The organism is Paraburkholderia sp. RAU2J, from assembly GCF_003634845.1.
Classification (GTDB): Bacteria; Pseudomonadota; Gammaproteobacteria; order Burkholderiales; family Burkholderiaceae; genus Paraburkholderia; species Paraburkholderia fynbosensis.
Genome location: NZ_RBXG01000004.1, coordinates 17,597 through 32,413, shown reverse-complemented (window position 1 = coordinate 32,413; position 14,817 = coordinate 17,597). Strand labels below are relative to the sequence as shown.

The window sequence follows — 14,817 nt, the reverse complement described above, 5'->3', positions numbered from 1 at the left end:
AACTCACGGAGATAGAAACACGCGATCAGGCGTTGGCCTGCGCGTGGGCTCGAACAAATGAGGCGATATGACCGGCCGATGCCTCGGGGTACTCGAGCTGAGGCCCGTGCCCGGTGCGCGGCAACGTCACAAGATGCAAGGTCGGAAGCTGGCCGTTCAGTGCGTACCAGTTCTCAACCGGAAATACGATGTCATGATCCGCGCCGAGATGAAGTACGGGAATCGATGTGGATTTCAGGGCCTGCAGAACTGCATCTGCGGGGAACACGGGGTTCTTCGGGCCGTCGCCGAGTTGTTGTGCTGCCCACTCGAACGGCACTGCGGGGCTGACATCGCTCGTGCGTTCGGCAAGCCGTTGCGCCGATCGTGCGGCCGCTGCACGGCTAGTGGGGGATGCCGGTTCGAAGAACAGTGCGACGAAATCCTCGAAGTCGTTCTCGCGCCTGGCCATCGTGTAGAAGATCGCCTCACCCGGCTTGACGAGCGGCCCCGGCGGCGTGGTGGCGATGAGCACCGCGTGGTTGACCAGTTCAGGCGCCTTGGCCACGACGATCTGGGCGGCCATGCCGCCGACCGACCATCCACCGATTACTACTTTGCCGAGCCTCAGCGCGACAATAAGATCGATCGCGTCCTTCGCGAGCGATGCCGGGCTGTAGGTACGCTCGCCAGTGGACTGCCCGAGGCCGCTGTAATCGAAAATCGTAACTTCAAAACCCCGAGCGACGAGACTGTCGAGAAACAGCGGATCCCATGAGTCCATCGTTCCGCGAAAGCGCACGCAAAGCACGAGCGGCATTCCGCTACCGAACCTGCGATAGGCAAGACGCCGACCCTCCACTTCGATGAACTGAGTCTGCGCTCCACTGCCCGGCGATACATTAGCCATAGATTTTGTGTCCCTTCTGAACGAACTGCGAAATCGACATTTGCTGATGTTGGTCAATCGAAGAACATCACCTGCTCTGCACGCCGCAGTGTCTAAACCACTCGGTATCCTGCCTGTTTCGAACTACCGCTACGCCAGGCAGGTCACCTGCCGGTCAGCGCTTTGTCGATCCATTGCGCGAGCTCTTCGGGATCCAGCGGCTTCTCAAGCACGCACAACGCGCCGTGGTTAAAGGCTTCCTGCCGGCGGCGCGCAGTGACATATCCGGTCACGAAGATAAAAGGCGCTTCGCAAGCGTCGGCGCGTAACCGTGCAAGCAGTTCAATGCCGGTCATGGCGCTCATCTGGATATCGCACACGACGCAATCGAACGGCGCGTCGCGGCCATTTGCCAGAAACGCCTCGGCCGATTTGTACACGCGCGCCTCGCCTCCCATCGAACGGACGAGCGACTCCAACGACCGCCTGACCGACAGCTCGTCGTCAATAATGCAAACAGTCTTATCGGCCACGAATTCTCTCTAGTGACGCCAAGCTCGCGGGTCCGAGTCTTAAAGCGTACTTGTGCCCAGCAGACTATCTGTAGGATGCTCTTAGCCACAACTATCTTCTGGTATGGTTGCGTCGGACCCGTCGAGGCGTTCGCTTTCCGGACGCCGCGGCCGTGTCATCCCGCAGCACCCAAAAGCGCTTTCTCTCCAGCGGACGTTGCGCAAGGTAACGCGTGAATCACCACTGCCTGGATCATCCGATCTGAGTTACAAGGCACGTTCCTTCCACGTACGCGCGGCTGGTAGACGCGATCACCCGGTCTGATCGGCGCGCCTGTCACTGCGCACAAGGACCGCCTGCGCGCGGTCACGGAGTGCCAGACCTGTTCCGCCATGTGACCGACAAGCGGGTCGCTCCAACTCAAGCTAACCGTCGAGCTGGATAGAAACTCAACGAGTTGGACCCGCGCGGCGAAGCGGCCCATGCCTTCGCGCGCCGCGCCCGCCAGCGTCGTCGTGCCTACGCGTGTGTCGCTTGCGCGAAGCCGCTCCATCGTGGTCTGGCATACCCCCGTCGTCCTCGACGGATCGAGCAGGCGCATCAGGGCGCTTTCGATCACGTCCTTTCCGGGATATGTTGCTTGCATCATTCGCACCTCGTATAGCGTCGAAAAAAGCACCGAGTCGCGCCGACCCGGATTGCTCCGCGCGAGTCAGGCAGCCGCCGCATGCCCGATCTCTCGCGATGGATTCCATTCGCTCGCGTCAATGGAAGTCTGCTGCGAACGCGTGGGCATATCTGTTTCGAACCGGCTCGTGGCCCATTCAATGAATGCGCGCAAAGACATCGGCACATGCCGCCGCTGCGGGTAGATAGCTACAATCGGCAGCGCGGCTGGCCTTGCATATGCCAGCAGTTCAACCAGCTCGCCCGCTTCGATCAGCCGGCTGACCAGCGGCAAGCCGACCTGCGCAAGCCCAAGTCCGCGCGTCGCGTAGTTGACGACCGTGTGCACGTCGCCGACAACAGTACGCTCAGCCAGTCTGAGCGTTTGCGTTCCTGCTTCGCCATTGAAGCGTGGATGCCGGGCGCCGCCGGAGCGTCTTGGCGCGTAGTGCACGAATTCGTGGTCATGCAGGTTCGCGACCTGGCGTGGCACACCGTTCTTCCTCAGGTAAGCGGGACTCGCCACGGTGACCGCCTGGTAAGATCCCACTCGTTTGCACTGCAGCGACGAATCACGAAGGTGGCCGATTACGATCGCGCAATCGATTCCCTGGTCGATTAGCCGTTCGCCTTCGCCCCCCACTTCAATGCGCAGGTCGAGCTGTGTGTGCAGGGATCTGAATTCCACGAGTGTCGGCAGCAGCACTGAGCCTGCTTCCTGATCGACTTCAACGGACAAGCGGCCGCGCACGAGGCGGCTTGCGCCGCTCAGATGCTCTTCCATCTCCCGCATCTCGCTCAGAATGGCCACGCAGTGCTTGTAGTACTGCGATCCTTCGGCGGTCAGCGACATGGACCTCGTCGAGCGCTGCAATAACATCACGTCGAGCCGCGCTTCGAGTTGCCGGACGAGCGTGCTGGCAGACGCCGCCGTAATGCCGAGCGAGCCCGCCGCGGCGGTAAAGCTGCCCCGACGGACGACATGCGTAAATACTGACATCGCGTGTAGAACACGGTCCATGCTGATCTCCACGGTTGCTCGACTGATTCCCTGTTGGATTAAAGTCTAGTGCAACGATGCCTCTCGCTCTATCAGCCCGTAGTCGACCGCTTGCTATACCAAGGTCTAGCTTGGAACAGCGCCCGCAGCTTACTTCACCGTACGTTGCGTCAGCCGAAAAGCACGCAACCGGCCGATGTACCGCCCGCATTCGCAGCGATTAGTAACCGGGCAGGACACCTGCCCTCGGGTATAGTTGTCGCTACATCGAATGACGGATAGATACTCCGGCCCGTCAGTTGGACCTTCATGTTTTCACCACCAGCACTGCGCCAGGCACCAGGTTTCTTATGAACACAACGCGCCCACTACCGGCACACGATGTCACCCGTTCCGATCACCCCGAACCTGTTCGGCCCGCAGAAGACAACCTGTTTCTGTCAGCGCCGATTCCCATCCTGATCGAGGACTGGTCGCGCATCTATCGGGCCATCAAGAATCTGCATGCATCGGGCATCACGAGTATCGACAGCTATTTCGACGAACATCCCGAAGCCGTGTCGCAACTGCGTGCGCTGCACTCGTTCGTCGACGCCAACGATGCGGTGGTCAGTCTCTTCGAAGCGCAATCGAGGGACCAGTTCTTCGAACGTGTGAAGGTTCTGTTGCCGGCCGACCGGATCAGCAACAGCGCGGTGTTTCGTGCCATGTTCGAAAATAAGACTGCATGTCAGGGCGAACGCACGCTGGTCACATTCGCGGGGCGCACCGTGCCGATTGTCTGGCGCTGCTCACTTCCAAAAGACGAGGAAGGCTATCGGCGGCTTCATTTCTACGCGTTCGACGTCACCGAGCAAAAGGAAAATAGCGATAGGCTCGAGGCCATGCGCGCAGAAATGGCGCGAGCCTCCCGCGTATCGCTGTTCGGTGAAGTATCGGCGTCGATCCTTCATGAGATCAGTCAGCCATTGTCGGCCACCCGTGCTTCCGCCGATGCTTCGTTGCGCTGGCTTACACGCGATACGCCAGACGTCGGGGAAGCCGTCACCGCAATCCGAGATGCCGCGCGCTGGGCGCGTGACGCAAGCGAGATCTGCCGCAAGATTCGCGGCTTTGTCGGAAAGGTGCCGGTGCAATCGGTACGGTTTCCGGCGGTGGAATCGGTGAATGCCGCGTTGTTCCTGATATCACCCGAGGCCAACGCAAAAGAAATACGTGTTGTCAGTGATGCCGATCCCCAGGTCCACGTGTTCGCCGACCCGCTCCAAATCCAGCAGGTGCTTGCGAACCTGCTATTGAACGGAATTCACGCAATCGATTCGGGCCCATCCAGCGGACGTACACTCGCGGTAACCGTCAAGCCGGGCGCGAATGAAATCGTTTTTGAGGTGCGCGATACCGGCCCGGGCATCGACCCGGCCCGGATCGATGCACTTTTCCAGCCCTTCTTCACGACCAAGGCCGACGGCATGGGCATGGGCCTGCCTGTCGCGCGCTCCATAGTCGAGGCGCATGGTGGGCACATCTGGGCACATAGTGAGCCTGGCTCGGGCACCTGCTTCGGCTTTACATTGCCGACCTGTTCCGACTCTTCGCAGCTAACCGGTTGACACGCGCTCCGGCTCCTGCGACGGGTGCAACGGGTAGCTTCGCCACTTCGCCAGCAGAAGTTGCGCAATCACGGCGCAAGTCGCTGCAGCCATCACATACCATGCACTCGCGAGCGCGTTGCCGCTCCAGCGGGTCAGAGTGGATGCGACGAGCGGCGCCGTACCGCCAAAAAGTCCGACACCTGTCGCATACGCGAGCGAAAGGCCGGTTGCGCGGTGGTCCGGTCTGAACTTTTGTAGGATCAGCGCGATTGTCGGGCCTCCGCCGAGCGCGGACAGGCCCGCAATCAACGCAATCATGAGCATCGACACGATCTCCGAATGATGCGAGACGACGACGGCGAAAGCGGGATAGACGACGAGCGCGGTTGCAGCGCGCGATGCGATGATCACGGCATTCAAGCCAACGACGTCCGCAAGCGCGCCGCCCGCTATCGACGCCGCCACCGTGACAGCGCCCGTGACGCCGGTCGTGACAAACGACGCTGTTGCGGAAGGTGCCGGTCCACTCAGGCCGAAGCTCGTGACGTAGATCACGATGTAAGTCGGTACCGTTCCACCCAGGATCAACAGCGAGGAAAGGACCAGCGGCATACCGCAATCGCGTGCACTTATCTTGCTGGCAGCGGTGCGTTTGACAATTGCGGCGGGCTCGTCGATCGATCTGCGCAAGAACAGTTGAACAGGAACGAGGACCGCGCCTAGCGCGAACGGCAGGCGCCAGCCCCAGTCGAGAAGCAGCGACGCCGGTAGCTTGATGAAAAGTGTTAACCCGCAGGCGCCAGCGGCCATCATCGCGATGCCTTGTCCCGCCATCTGATAGCCACCATAAAGCCCAGTTTTCCCCGCCTGACTGCGCTCGATCAATAGTGCGCTCGACGACCCCATTTCTCCGCCGATTGCCAGGCCCTGAAGCATACGGAACGCAAGGATCAGAAATGCGGCCGATACGCCGATCGTTTCGTACGCCGGCGTGAGGGCGATTCCGATCGCGCCGAGCGTGATGAGCGTTCCGGTCAGCAACATTGCAGGCTTGCGCCCGCGCGTATCGGCATAGCGCCCGATGACAATGCCGCCCACCGGCCGCGACAGATAGCCGACTGCAAAAATCACGAAGGGAAGCAAGGCGCTATTTATTGATGCTCCAGGAGGGAAATACGCGCGCCCGATATAAGCGGCGAGCGTCGTGTACATGAAGAAGTCAAAGAACTCGAAAGTGTTCGCGGCCACGAGAGCCCATATCTGCATTCTGTCGAGACTGGAGCCAGCGACTGCAGACGACGCCTCGCCTAATTTGCCGAATTGCACATGCACGCTTTGCGGGTGAATATCCATGCTCGGGTTCTTCTATGTCACGGTGTCTAATGCGTAACCGGCATTTGCACGCCGATCGCCTCGGATTTCCGAACCAGATCGGCAAGCGAAGAAGCCTTCATCTTGCGCATCACAGAAGCGCGATGCAGTTTGATGGTAATCACGCTAAGCCCGAGGTAGGAAGCAATCTGCTTGTTCAGCGCGCCGCTTATTACATACGAGAGCACCTCGCGCTCGCGGCGCGTCAGAAGGGCGAAGGATTGTTGAAGCTTGTCGCGCACGTTGTTTCGGGTTCGACGCTTGTCGTCGGAGGATAAAGCCGAGTTGACGGCGTCGATCAGTTCCTGGTCCGCGAAAGGTTTGACCAGAAAATCGACCGCGCCGCCCTTCATAGCCGCACGACACACTTGCACGTCGGCAAATCCTGTCATGAACACGATTGGGATGGCTGGACGGCTCTCAGTCTGCTGCTGGAATACCAGGCCGCTCTCGCCGCGCAGGCGAACGTCAAGCAGCAGGCAGCTCGCGACATCTTCCCGGTCAGCCGCCCGGAACTCGGCGGTGCTGGGAAATGCCACCACGCGCAGCCCGACGGAACGCAGAAGTGTGTCGAGCGACGCGCGCATCGCTGGATCGTCGTCGACTACGTACACGACGGGTATAGCATCGATGTTTTCTTCCGCGTCTAACATTTTCGCCCGCCACGATCATCGTCAACTAGGGATTGTATTGACAAAGAAAGTTGGTGGCGGGACGCAGTTCCCTCCTTTTGTGCCATGTTGTGTGGAGACTGCAAGGAAACGCTGCAATGCGCTTCAGTCGGTGCCCGTGACCTCCGACTCGGGCCGGACCTGACGCCGCAACGCCTGCGGTGGCTCCCCGTACATGCGGACAAACGATCGCCGCATGCGTTCGGGATCTGCGAAGCCGGTCTCCCGAGCGATCGTGTCGATAGTCCAGGACGAACTCGTCACCAGGTCCCTGGCCGCTTCGACCCGGATCCGCTCGACCGCTTTGGCAGGAGACAACCCAGTCTCGTCGTTGAAGCGTCGCGTGAACTGACGCTTGCTCATCTTGGCCACTTCCGCCAGTTTCTCGACGGCCAGGTCCGCGCTAAGGTTCGCGCGTATGTGCGTGATCACGTCATGTATCCGGTTCGTGCGCGCCGGATGTTCGAGCAGAACGGACAATTGCGGCTGCGATCCCGAACGGCGCCATCGTTCGAGGACCATCTCTTTCGCTACCTGCATTGCGGCATCCGCGCCGAAATCGTCCTCCAGCATCGCAAGCGCCATGTCGATGGCCGTGCTCATGCCAGCCGAACTCCAGAGCGCGCCATCGCGCACAAAAATAGAATCTTTTACGACCGACACGGTAGGGTAGCGATCCCTCAATCGGTCGACGGCAGCCCAGTGCGTGGTCGCCCGTCGGCCGTCGAGCAGGCCGGCTTCGGCCAACAGGAACGCGCCGAGACAGATAGACGCCATTCGCTCAGTCTTGCTCGAAAAATGAAGCAATAGCTCGCGCATGCGGTCGCTAAGCGGCGGCGTGGCAAGGGAGGCACCCACAAATACAGTGTGGTAGTCCAGCGCTTGGGCTAGCTTGGTCGACGCCTGCATGCCAAACGACGCTTCGACTGGCCCTCCGTCCTCGGAAATCACGTTCACTTCATATAAAGGCCGCCCCGCACTAAGGTTAGCGATTTCAAACACTGACAACACAAGCAGACTCACCACTTGGAATTGCGGGACGACGACAAGTCCGATGCGACGCATACAAGCCTCATGGGAGAAGCATCGACGAGCGAGCAGACGATGCCGAGAAACACAATAATGGGAACACACCGACTTGGCCGCAGCATGGTTGCCGGGTAGGCTGTGATGCTACAGGAAAACCGTCATCGATCCACCTCGCCAATTTGAAAAGGCCATTGGTGCGTTCAGCCGATTGTTGACGATTCTACTTGCATGCGTGAGCGTCGCATTTTGGCCGAACCCGGGCCTACAGCGATCGCACAAAATCGACCCACTGCCGCCGGTCGCGCTGTCAGGGGTTCAACGACTGGTAACGGAGTGATCAAGCCATCCAAGCCGGCTTCTCGAGGACAGGAGTTCGGCCTTATGGAAAGCTTCGCATAAGGCCGATTATGCCAAGTCGTTGATTATGGAAAGTAGCTGTGCTGGTCGGCGGCACGAACCGGTAATCACAGGGTGTGGCGGCAGGTGACGCCCCACGAACTCGACATAATCTCAGCGATGATCTGGAGTAACGGTTCCACCTGAGGGGACCGTTATGAAGCCAACCCGTTTGTACCCGGCCAAGTCCAACGCGCCGTCTTTTGCATCATTCCCACCGCACATTACTGCCGAATTGCATCGCTACGATGCATATCTGCGCGATGTACGGGGACTGGCAGCCGAGACCCGTAAGAACCGACTTCGTGTTGTCGGTTTGCTCTTGCGAGACAGATTCGAGCGGTGCGCTATCGACTTCAGAAAGGTGCGCCCCGACGATGTTCGCCAGTTTCTTTCGGCGCAGTTGAGAGCAGGCGGCTCGGCTTCTTATGCCTCCCATCTGGCAGCAACGTTACGTAGTTATCTGCGTTACCGGACCGTTTGCGGAGACCAACCCGGCAAGCTCTCCACCGTCATTCTGAATCCGGTCCACTGGAAGCTGGCATCCCTGCCACGTGCGCTCAAGCCAGAAGAAGTTATCCGCCTCCTGGGCGCCGTTGCAGGCGCTCGGCGCTGGCCGAAGCGTAGCTATGCGATGGTCCGGCTGGCACTGGACATGGGGTTGCGTTCTGGCGAGATCGCACATCTCATGATCCGCGACATCGACTGGCGCGAAGGCACTGTGACGTTGAGAGGCACGAAGTCGCTGCGCCAGGACGTCATGCCGTTGCCGATGGCATGCGGGCAGGCGCTGGCTGACTATCTGCAACACGAACGTCCAGCGACCAGCCACCCGGCCCTCTTTGTCCGGCGAGTAGCAGGGCGAGACCAGCCCGTTACCTCGACGGCGGTCCAGAAGGTGATCAAGCGGGCCTGCAGTCGTAGCGGTCTGCTGCACTCCACTGCCCACGCACTTCGGCATACCCTGGCCTGTCGCCTCGTCGAGAACGGCAGCTCGCTCAAGGAAGTGGCTGACCTGCTGCGTCACCGGTCGCTCAATACCACCCTGATCTACGCCAAGCTAGACACGCCGAAGCTGTCGGCAGTCGCTCTGCCGTGGCCGGGGAGTCAATCATGAGCGCGCGCATCAGCTTGCAGCAGCGGATCGACGACTACTTCGTCGAGAGGCGCTCCCTGGGATTTGAGTTGCGCTCGCGGGACACGCTCCTGGCCAGTTTCGCCCGTTACGCCGCCGATCGGCATCACCGTGGCCCACTTACGGCCGACCTCATGACGGATTGGGCCCGGCAGGATAAATGGCACCGTGACACGCCGGCGACCTGGGCGGCCCGGTTGGCGATAGTTCGCCACTTCGCCCGCTACCTGAAGCAGTTCGAACCGGATACCGAAATCCCGGAGGAAGCGGTGTTCGGTCCTGAGCGGGGACGTGTTGCCCCGCATATCTTCCATGAGGACGAAATCGTTGCGTTGCTGGCGGCGGCCTGCCGGCTCGATCCAAAGGGAAGTCTCCGGCCAGTTACCTACGAGACCTTGTTCGGCCTGATGGCCTCGACTGGCCTGCGGGTCTCCGAGGCCATTCATTTGCGCGATGCCGACGTCGACCTCAAGCGTGGGATGCTGACCATTCGACAGACCAAGGTCGCCAAGTCGCGACAACTGCCGATCCATCCGGGCACCGTTGCCGCGTTAAGGCGCTACCGACGGCAACGCATTCAGCAGATTGCCAATACCCCTGACATGTCGTTTCTGATCAGCAGTCGTGGTCGGCGACTGGGACAGCCCCTTGGAGAGCGACAGGCTCATCGTGTCTTCAACTCGCTACGTGATAGCCTTGGCTGGGTGAACCGCGGCGCTCATACGGCGCCACGGCTTCATGATCTGCGGCATACCTTCGCCGTGCGACGCATGATGCTCTGGCATGCCGAGGGTACCGACATCGATCAGATGATGCTGGCGCTGTCGACCTACATGGGTCATGCCGAGATCTTCTACACGTACTGGTATCTGACGGCTGTTCCGGAATTGATGGCCTTGGCCGGCGGCAAGTTTGAGCGTTTCGCCGATCTCGCCGGAGACGGCAATGTATAGGCAAACTAAGACAGCGCCTTCGTTTGCCGCGCTCGTGCAAGCCTGGTTCGCCGAATACCTGACCCAGCAGCGGGCACTCAGCGAGCAAACCATTGCAGCCTATCGCGATAGCTTCGTACTCTTCCTTGACTTCGTAGAGGCGAGCCTGGGCAAGCCGCCAGCCACGATGGCACTCGCCGATATGACGCCGGAACTGATCATGGCCTTCCTCGATCACCTTGAACGTCAAAGGCACAATTGTGTACGCACGCGCAATGCACGTCTGGCAGCGCTGCGGTCGTTCCTGAAGTTTGCCGCGCACCGCGATGTCGCGTCGTTACAAGCGATTGAGCGCGCCTTGGGCGTTCCGGTCAAGCGCTTCGATCGCCCGATATTTAGCTATCTGTCGCGCGAGGAGATGCTAACGGTGATCGGTACGCCCGGCGGTTCCTGGCTGAGCCAACGCGATCACCTTCTGTTCCTGCTGATGTACAACACCGGAGCGCGCGTCTCGGAGATTACCGGGGTGAAAGTTGCGGATGTGGTCCTTGATGACAGTTCTGCCTGCATTCATTTGCGCGGCAAAGGACGCAAGCAGCGCAGTGTGCCGCTTTGGCGCTCTACCGTGAAGGCGGCACGGGCATGGTTGCGGGTCAATCCGGAATTCCAGCCGACATCGCCACTGCTTCCGAATCGGAACGGTCACGCAATGACGAGAGCCAATGTTGCGTTGAGGCTGACGTTGGCTGCCAGGAACGCAGCCCGTTCCTCTCCCGGTCTGGCAGAGCGACACGTATCGCCCCATACCATCCGACACACCACGGCCATGCACCTACTACAGGCTGGCGTCGACATCAGCGTAATCGCGTTGTGGCTCGGACATGAGAGCCCCGTCACGACACACCATTACGTCGAAGCCGACCTGAACATGAAGGAACGTGCGCTTGCCAGGCTTCACGAACCAGGCAGCAAGGTCCCGCGCTATCGGGCACCTGACTCGCTGCTCAACTTCCTGAAGGCGCTGTGATTATGCAAAGGCCGGAATTCGTGCTTGCCGCTTTCCATCAGCTCTCGACGCGAGTTCCGACCTGCTACTTTCCATAATCAACGACTTGGCATAATCGGCCTTAGCCGACGGTGGACAAGGCTCCCTTGGGCGTCAGCAATATGGCGGGTTGCCGACGGTGACGGCGCCGCACAGCGGGACGGCCGCTTCTTGCATCCACCAACTCACCGTTTCGACCCGTTGCCGCCGCCCACAGCCTCTCAGTCCGAAGGTCCGGATTGCGGGTGAAGCAGCCGGTTGAGTGTCTTGAACGCCGCCACGCTGAACGACGGAAAAGGCCGAAGATGGCGGACTGCTGCGCTTGACGATTAGCGCGCAATCTTAGTCCCTACATTTTCAACGGCCAACCAATGGCCTTGTTTAAGCCTCAAAGACTGCTTCTATGACGCTGCCCTCAGATGAGATGCCGCCTGACGAAGCTCAGGCAGGTAGTGCTGTATTGCATCACCTTCCGCGTACTGCCCCGCTGGCAAGCTGATGTTGATCGCTGCGATGATCGCTCCTTGCTTGTCCCGTACGGGCACGGCAAGGCCGCAGATCGACTCGTCAAGTTCGCCGTCGACCCATGCATAACCCTGCGCGCGTGCCTGGAGAATCCGCTCGCGCAAAATCGTTTTGTCGGTCAGCGTGGCGCTCGTCAATTGCTGCAGCGTGGCGCCCTGAAGATACGCATCCAGCTCAGCGTCCGGCAAACCCGCGAGCAGTACACGGCCCATTGAGACTACGTGCGCAGGCAATCGGCTGCCAAGCGTTGGGCTCATTGCGAGTATCCGCTTCGAATGCTGCCTCAGGATGTACACGAGGTCCGATCCGTCGAGCACTGACAGCGCACACGACTGCCGAACTCGCGTAGACAGTTCCTCGAGTGTGGTCTGCGCATCCCGCCAGTAGGGCAGCGAACTCAGATACGACAGACCAAGCCTGAGCACACGCGGCGTCAACCAATAATACTTGCCGTCGGTCGCGACAAACGCGAGATCGATCAACGTCATCAGGAACCGCCGCACCGCAGTGCGCGGCAAGCCAACACGCTCCGCAATTTCCCCGAGCGTCTGGCGGCTCGCACCTTGCCCCATCACTTCAATCACCGCGAGTCCGCGCGCGAAAGTGCGCACGAATGACTCGCTATCTGGCGTGGCCATGGTTTCCCCTAGTCTTGACAACAAGACAGAACAGTCGCAAATTGATCATCAGGCGGACACATATATCCGCCTAGCGGACATTGTAACCGTTAAGCTTTTTTCGATCAACTACCTGCGACCGACCTATGAACGCCCCGACGATATTCGAGACAGATTTCTGGAAAGACGCCGAGTTGCGCAAGACCTGGGATGACATCATTCCGGGCGAGCCTCGCAAGACGCTGCCCTACACCCTGACCAAGGAAGCGATACAAAAGCTTTGCCGCGTGATCGGCGATACGCATCCGTTGTACTTCGACGAGGAGTACGCGAGGCAAACGCCCTACGGCGGACTCATTGCGCCTCCGACCATTCACATTCTGCTGATGTTCTCCTGCACGCCAGCCGATGACTGGATGCGCAGTCCCGGCACTATCAACGCAGGCCAATCGTGGAGCTACAACGTCCCGGCGCGGCCAGGCGACGTCATCCGGCTTCAGGCACGCGCGCTCGACAAGTTCATCAAAAGGGACCGGCTTTTCGTGGTGCATGACAACGTCTTCTTCAATCAGCACGATCAGGTGATCTGTTCGGGCCGTGGTTGGACCATTCGCGCGTTCTAAGGAAAAACCGATATGAATTCGACATACGAAAGCTTGCAGCGCGGCCAACTCATCGAGGGTACGCCGTTCTCCCCGACGCGCGAATCGATTCGCGAATTCTGCGAAGCGTCGCTGGATTTCAATCCCCTTCATCTCGACGATCAGTACATGCAGGGCGATTTCGGCAAGACCAACTTCGGCGGAATCATCATGCACGGCATGAACAATTTCGGCGTTATCACAAAGATGTTGACCGACTGGCTTTATCCGGCCGGAGGCGTGCAGCGTCGTCTTGAAACGCGCTGGAAAGCACCCGTCAGGCCGGGCGACGTGATTACGCCGCGCGCCACCGTCACGTCGGTCAACGAAACCCGTAAAGGACGCTGGGCGGTGCTCGACGTGCAGGTTCTCAACCAGCGCGGCGAGGAAATCGCGGTCGGCGAGGCAACGGTCGAGTTTCCGAAAGATTGGGCGCCGGCCTGATAGGCAATGCGCTCCGGCGTGCTTCACCCCACCCGTCCACGCGCCGCTTGCCGTTTATCGTTAGCGCGAGCGGCGTGACATGCACCTACCTGTTCTGACAGAAATGCAAAACCATCCGCTGGATCACGCATCGAATCTCTCGCCGGCAGGCGCCCTCGGCCATCTCCGGGTGCTGGACCTTTCCCGCGTGCTCGCGGGTCCGTGGTGCAGCCAGAACCTCGCCGACATGGGCGCCGAGGTGATCAAGGTCGAGCGTCCCCGAACGGGCGATGACACACGCAGATGGGGGCCGCCGTGGATCAAAAACGCGGACGGTACCGACGCGCACGATTCCACCTACTTTGCGGCCGCGAACAGGAACAAGAAATCGATCACTGTCGATATCTCGACGCAGGAAGGACAGGACCTGATCCGCAAGCTTGCCGCAAAGAGCGACGTGGTGATCGAGAACTACAAGGTCGGCGACCTCAAGCGCTACGGTCTCGACTACGCGACGCTCGCCGCGATAAATCCGCGGCTCGTCTACTGTTCAATCACCGGTTACGGACAGGACGGCCCCGACGCTGGCAAACCCGGCTACGACATCGTGTTTCAGGCGATCGGCGGATTGATGAGCGTGACAGGCGAACGCGATGACCTTGCGGGCGGTGGACCGCAAAAGGCCGGGATTCCGATCGCGGATGTCATCACCGGCATGTACGCGACCATCGCCGTCCTGTCGGCCCTTCAGTACCGCACGGTGTCGAACCGAGGTCAATACATCGACATGGCCTTGCTTGATTGCATCGTCGCGCTCGGCGGCAACCAGGTGACCGGATTCTTCGCGAGCGGCAAAACTCCGCATCGCTATGGCAATGCGCACGCGAGCCTCGTTCCGTATCAGGTCTTCACGGTGAAAGACGGCGAGATCGTCGTCGCCGTCGGCAACGATACGCAATGGAAGCAGTACTGCAAAGCAATCGAACGTCCCGATCTGGCTGCCGATCCACGCTGGGACAAAGTCACCGGGCGGATCACGGGCCGCGATGAACTTATCCCGGAACTCGCACGAACCATGCTCGAACGCGGTGCGCTGGAGTGGATCCGGCACCTCGACGCGCATGGCGTGCCCTGCGGACGAATCAACGACTACCGGCAGGTCTTCGAAGACGCGCAGGTCAAGCATCGGTCGTTACGCGTCGATGTACCAAGGGAAGACGGCGCAATGGCGTCGACTATTGCCAGCCCGCTCAGGCTGCGGGATACGCCGCCTGCCTATCGGCGCGCACCGCCTTCGCTCGGCGATCGCACCGACGACGTGTTGAGCGGCCTTCTGGGCTGCCACGCCGACGAGATCGCCTTGTATCGAGGCCGCGGAATCATCTGACGAGGC

Annotated in this window: 15 protein-coding genes; 7 read left to right on the top strand and 8 right to left on the bottom strand. The window is 60.2% G+C overall.

Translation table 11 applies throughout. The annotated features are described in order from the left end of the window. Positions 1 to 25: 25 nt before the first annotated feature. The 4 genes from B0G69_RS37690 to B0G69_RS37675 form a co-directional block, all read right to left on the bottom strand. The gene (locus tag B0G69_RS37690; protein WP_241991713.1) at positions 26 to 946 is read right to left on the bottom strand and encodes an alpha/beta hydrolase; all 921 of its coding nucleotides are present in this window, start codon (positions 944 to 946) and stop codon (positions 26 to 28) included. 86 nt (positions 947 to 1,032) lie between these two features. Beyond that, positions 1,033 to 1,401 carry a response regulator gene (locus B0G69_RS37685; protein ID WP_121325176.1) on the bottom strand — a complete coding sequence of 123 codons (369 nt, stop codon included), beginning with the start codon at positions 1,399 to 1,401 and terminating at the stop codon, positions 1,033 to 1,035. A 155-nt stretch (positions 1,402 to 1,556) separates the two neighbouring features. Further along, positions 1,557 to 2,030, bottom strand: a complete 474-nt coding sequence (locus B0G69_RS37680) for a DUF3331 domain-containing protein (protein ID WP_241991712.1) — start codon at positions 2,028 to 2,030, stop codon at positions 1,557 to 1,559. A gap of 63 nt (positions 2,031 to 2,093) precedes the next feature. Beyond that, positions 2,094 to 3,068 (bottom strand): LysR family transcriptional regulator, encoded by a 975-nt coding sequence (locus B0G69_RS37675; protein ID WP_121325175.1) that lies wholly within the window; start codon positions 3,066 to 3,068, stop codon positions 2,094 to 2,096. A gap of 278 nt (positions 3,069 to 3,346) precedes the next feature. Between B0G69_RS37675 and B0G69_RS37670 the strand changes: the two genes are divergently transcribed. Continuing rightward, positions 3,347 to 4,657, top strand: coding sequence for a HAMP domain-containing sensor histidine kinase (locus tag B0G69_RS37670; RefSeq protein WP_241991711.1), 1,311 nt, complete (start codon positions 3,347 to 3,349; stop codon positions 4,655 to 4,657). Here the strand turns inward: B0G69_RS37670 and B0G69_RS37665 are convergent. From B0G69_RS37665 to B0G69_RS37655, 3 genes are all read right to left on the bottom strand, one after another. Next, a complete protein-coding gene (locus tag B0G69_RS37665; protein WP_121325173.1) occupies positions 4,646 to 5,992 on the bottom strand; it encodes an MFS transporter in 1,347 nt (448 codons plus the stop codon). The two genes, B0G69_RS37670 and B0G69_RS37665, sit on opposite strands and share 12 nt — an antisense overlap. 26 nt (positions 5,993 to 6,018) lie before the next feature. After that, a complete protein-coding gene (locus tag B0G69_RS37660; protein WP_121325172.1) occupies positions 6,019 to 6,663 on the bottom strand; it encodes a response regulator in 645 nt (214 codons plus the stop codon). A 123-nt stretch (positions 6,664 to 6,786) separates the two neighbouring features. After that, a complete protein-coding gene (locus B0G69_RS37655; protein WP_121325171.1) occupies positions 6,787 to 7,746 on the bottom strand; it encodes a GlxA family transcriptional regulator in 960 nt (319 codons plus the stop codon). Positions 7,747 to 8,263: 517 nt separating this feature from the next. Between B0G69_RS37655 and B0G69_RS37650 the strand changes: the two genes are divergently transcribed. Genes B0G69_RS37650 through B0G69_RS37640 form a run of 3 tightly spaced genes read left to right on the top strand, consistent with a single transcriptional unit; the run spans position 8,264 to position 11,200 of the window. Beyond that, positions 8,264 to 9,223, top strand: a complete 960-nt coding sequence (locus B0G69_RS37650) for a tyrosine-type recombinase/integrase (protein ID WP_121317750.1) — start codon at positions 8,264 to 8,266, stop codon at positions 9,221 to 9,223. Further along, positions 9,220 to 10,194, top strand: coding sequence for a tyrosine-type recombinase/integrase (locus B0G69_RS37645; RefSeq protein WP_121317752.1), 975 nt, complete (start codon positions 9,220 to 9,222; stop codon positions 10,192 to 10,194). Before B0G69_RS37650 ends, B0G69_RS37645 begins: the two co-directional genes overlap by 4 nt. After that, the gene (locus B0G69_RS37640) at positions 10,187 to 11,200 is read left to right on the top strand and encodes a tyrosine-type recombinase/integrase (RefSeq protein WP_121317754.1); all 1,014 of its coding nucleotides are present in this window, start codon (positions 10,187 to 10,189) and stop codon (positions 11,198 to 11,200) included. Before B0G69_RS37645 ends, B0G69_RS37640 begins: the two co-directional genes overlap by 8 nt. A gap of 419 nt (positions 11,201 to 11,619) precedes the next feature. On the opposite strand, the gene B0G69_RS37635 is transcribed toward B0G69_RS37640, so the two are convergent. Further along, positions 11,620 to 12,381 carry an IclR family transcriptional regulator C-terminal domain-containing protein gene (locus tag B0G69_RS37635; RefSeq protein WP_121325170.1) on the bottom strand — a complete coding sequence of 254 codons (762 nt, stop codon included), beginning with the start codon at positions 12,379 to 12,381 and terminating at the stop codon, positions 11,620 to 11,622. A 125-nt stretch (positions 12,382 to 12,506) separates the two neighbouring features. On the opposite strand from B0G69_RS37635, the gene B0G69_RS37630 reads away from it, so the two are divergent. From B0G69_RS37630 to B0G69_RS37620, 3 genes are all read left to right on the top strand, one after another. Then, positions 12,507 to 12,983 carry a MaoC family dehydratase gene (locus B0G69_RS37630; protein WP_121325169.1) on the top strand — a complete coding sequence of 159 codons (477 nt, stop codon included), beginning with the start codon at positions 12,507 to 12,509 and terminating at the stop codon, positions 12,981 to 12,983. 12 nt (positions 12,984 to 12,995) lie between these two features. Continuing rightward, positions 12,996 to 13,445: a MaoC family dehydratase gene (locus B0G69_RS37625; RefSeq protein ID WP_121325168.1), complete on the top strand. Its 450-nt coding sequence runs from the start codon at positions 12,996 to 12,998 to the stop codon at positions 13,443 to 13,445. 103 nt (positions 13,446 to 13,548) lie between these two features. After that, the gene (locus B0G69_RS37620; RefSeq protein ID WP_121325167.1) at positions 13,549 to 14,811 is read left to right on the top strand and encodes a CaiB/BaiF CoA-transferase family protein; all 1,263 of its coding nucleotides are present in this window, start codon (positions 13,549 to 13,551) and stop codon (positions 14,809 to 14,811) included. Positions 14,812 to 14,817 lie beyond the last annotated feature (6 nt).

Coding starts and splice junctions, on each gene's coding strand:
- B0G69_RS37680 (WP_241991712.1), bottom strand. CDS start 2,030: ATGATGCAAGCAACATATCCCGGAAAGGACGTGATCGAAAGCGCCCTG.
- B0G69_RS37675 (WP_121325175.1), bottom strand. CDS start 3,068: ATGGACCGTGTTCTACACGCGATGTCAGTATTTACGCATGTCGTCCGT.
- B0G69_RS37665 (WP_121325173.1), bottom strand. CDS start 5,992: ATGGATATTCACCCGCAAAGCGTGCATGTGCAATTCGGCAAATTAGGC.
- B0G69_RS37660 (WP_121325172.1), bottom strand. CDS start 6,663: ATGTTAGACGCGGAAGAAAACATCGATGCTATACCCGTCGTGTACGTA.
- B0G69_RS37655 (WP_121325171.1), bottom strand. CDS start 7,746: ATGCGTCGCATCGGACTTGTCGTCGTCCCGCAATTCCAAGTGGTGAGT.
- B0G69_RS37650 (WP_121317750.1), top strand. CDS start 8,264: ATGAAGCCAACCCGTTTGTACCCGGCCAAGTCCAACGCGCCGTCTTTT.
- B0G69_RS37645 (WP_121317752.1), top strand. CDS start 9,220: ATGAGCGCGCGCATCAGCTTGCAGCAGCGGATCGACGACTACTTCGTC.
- B0G69_RS37640 (WP_121317754.1), top strand. CDS start 10,187: ATGTATAGGCAAACTAAGACAGCGCCTTCGTTTGCCGCGCTCGTGCAA.
- B0G69_RS37635 (WP_121325170.1), bottom strand. CDS start 12,381: ATGGCCACGCCAGATAGCGAGTCATTCGTGCGCACTTTCGCGCGCGGA.
- B0G69_RS37630 (WP_121325169.1), top strand. CDS start 12,507: ATGAACGCCCCGACGATATTCGAGACAGATTTCTGGAAAGACGCCGAG.
- B0G69_RS37625 (WP_121325168.1), top strand. CDS start 12,996: ATGAATTCGACATACGAAAGCTTGCAGCGCGGCCAACTCATCGAGGGT.
- B0G69_RS37620 (WP_121325167.1), top strand. CDS start 13,549: ATGCAAAACCATCCGCTGGATCACGCATCGAATCTCTCGCCGGCAGGC.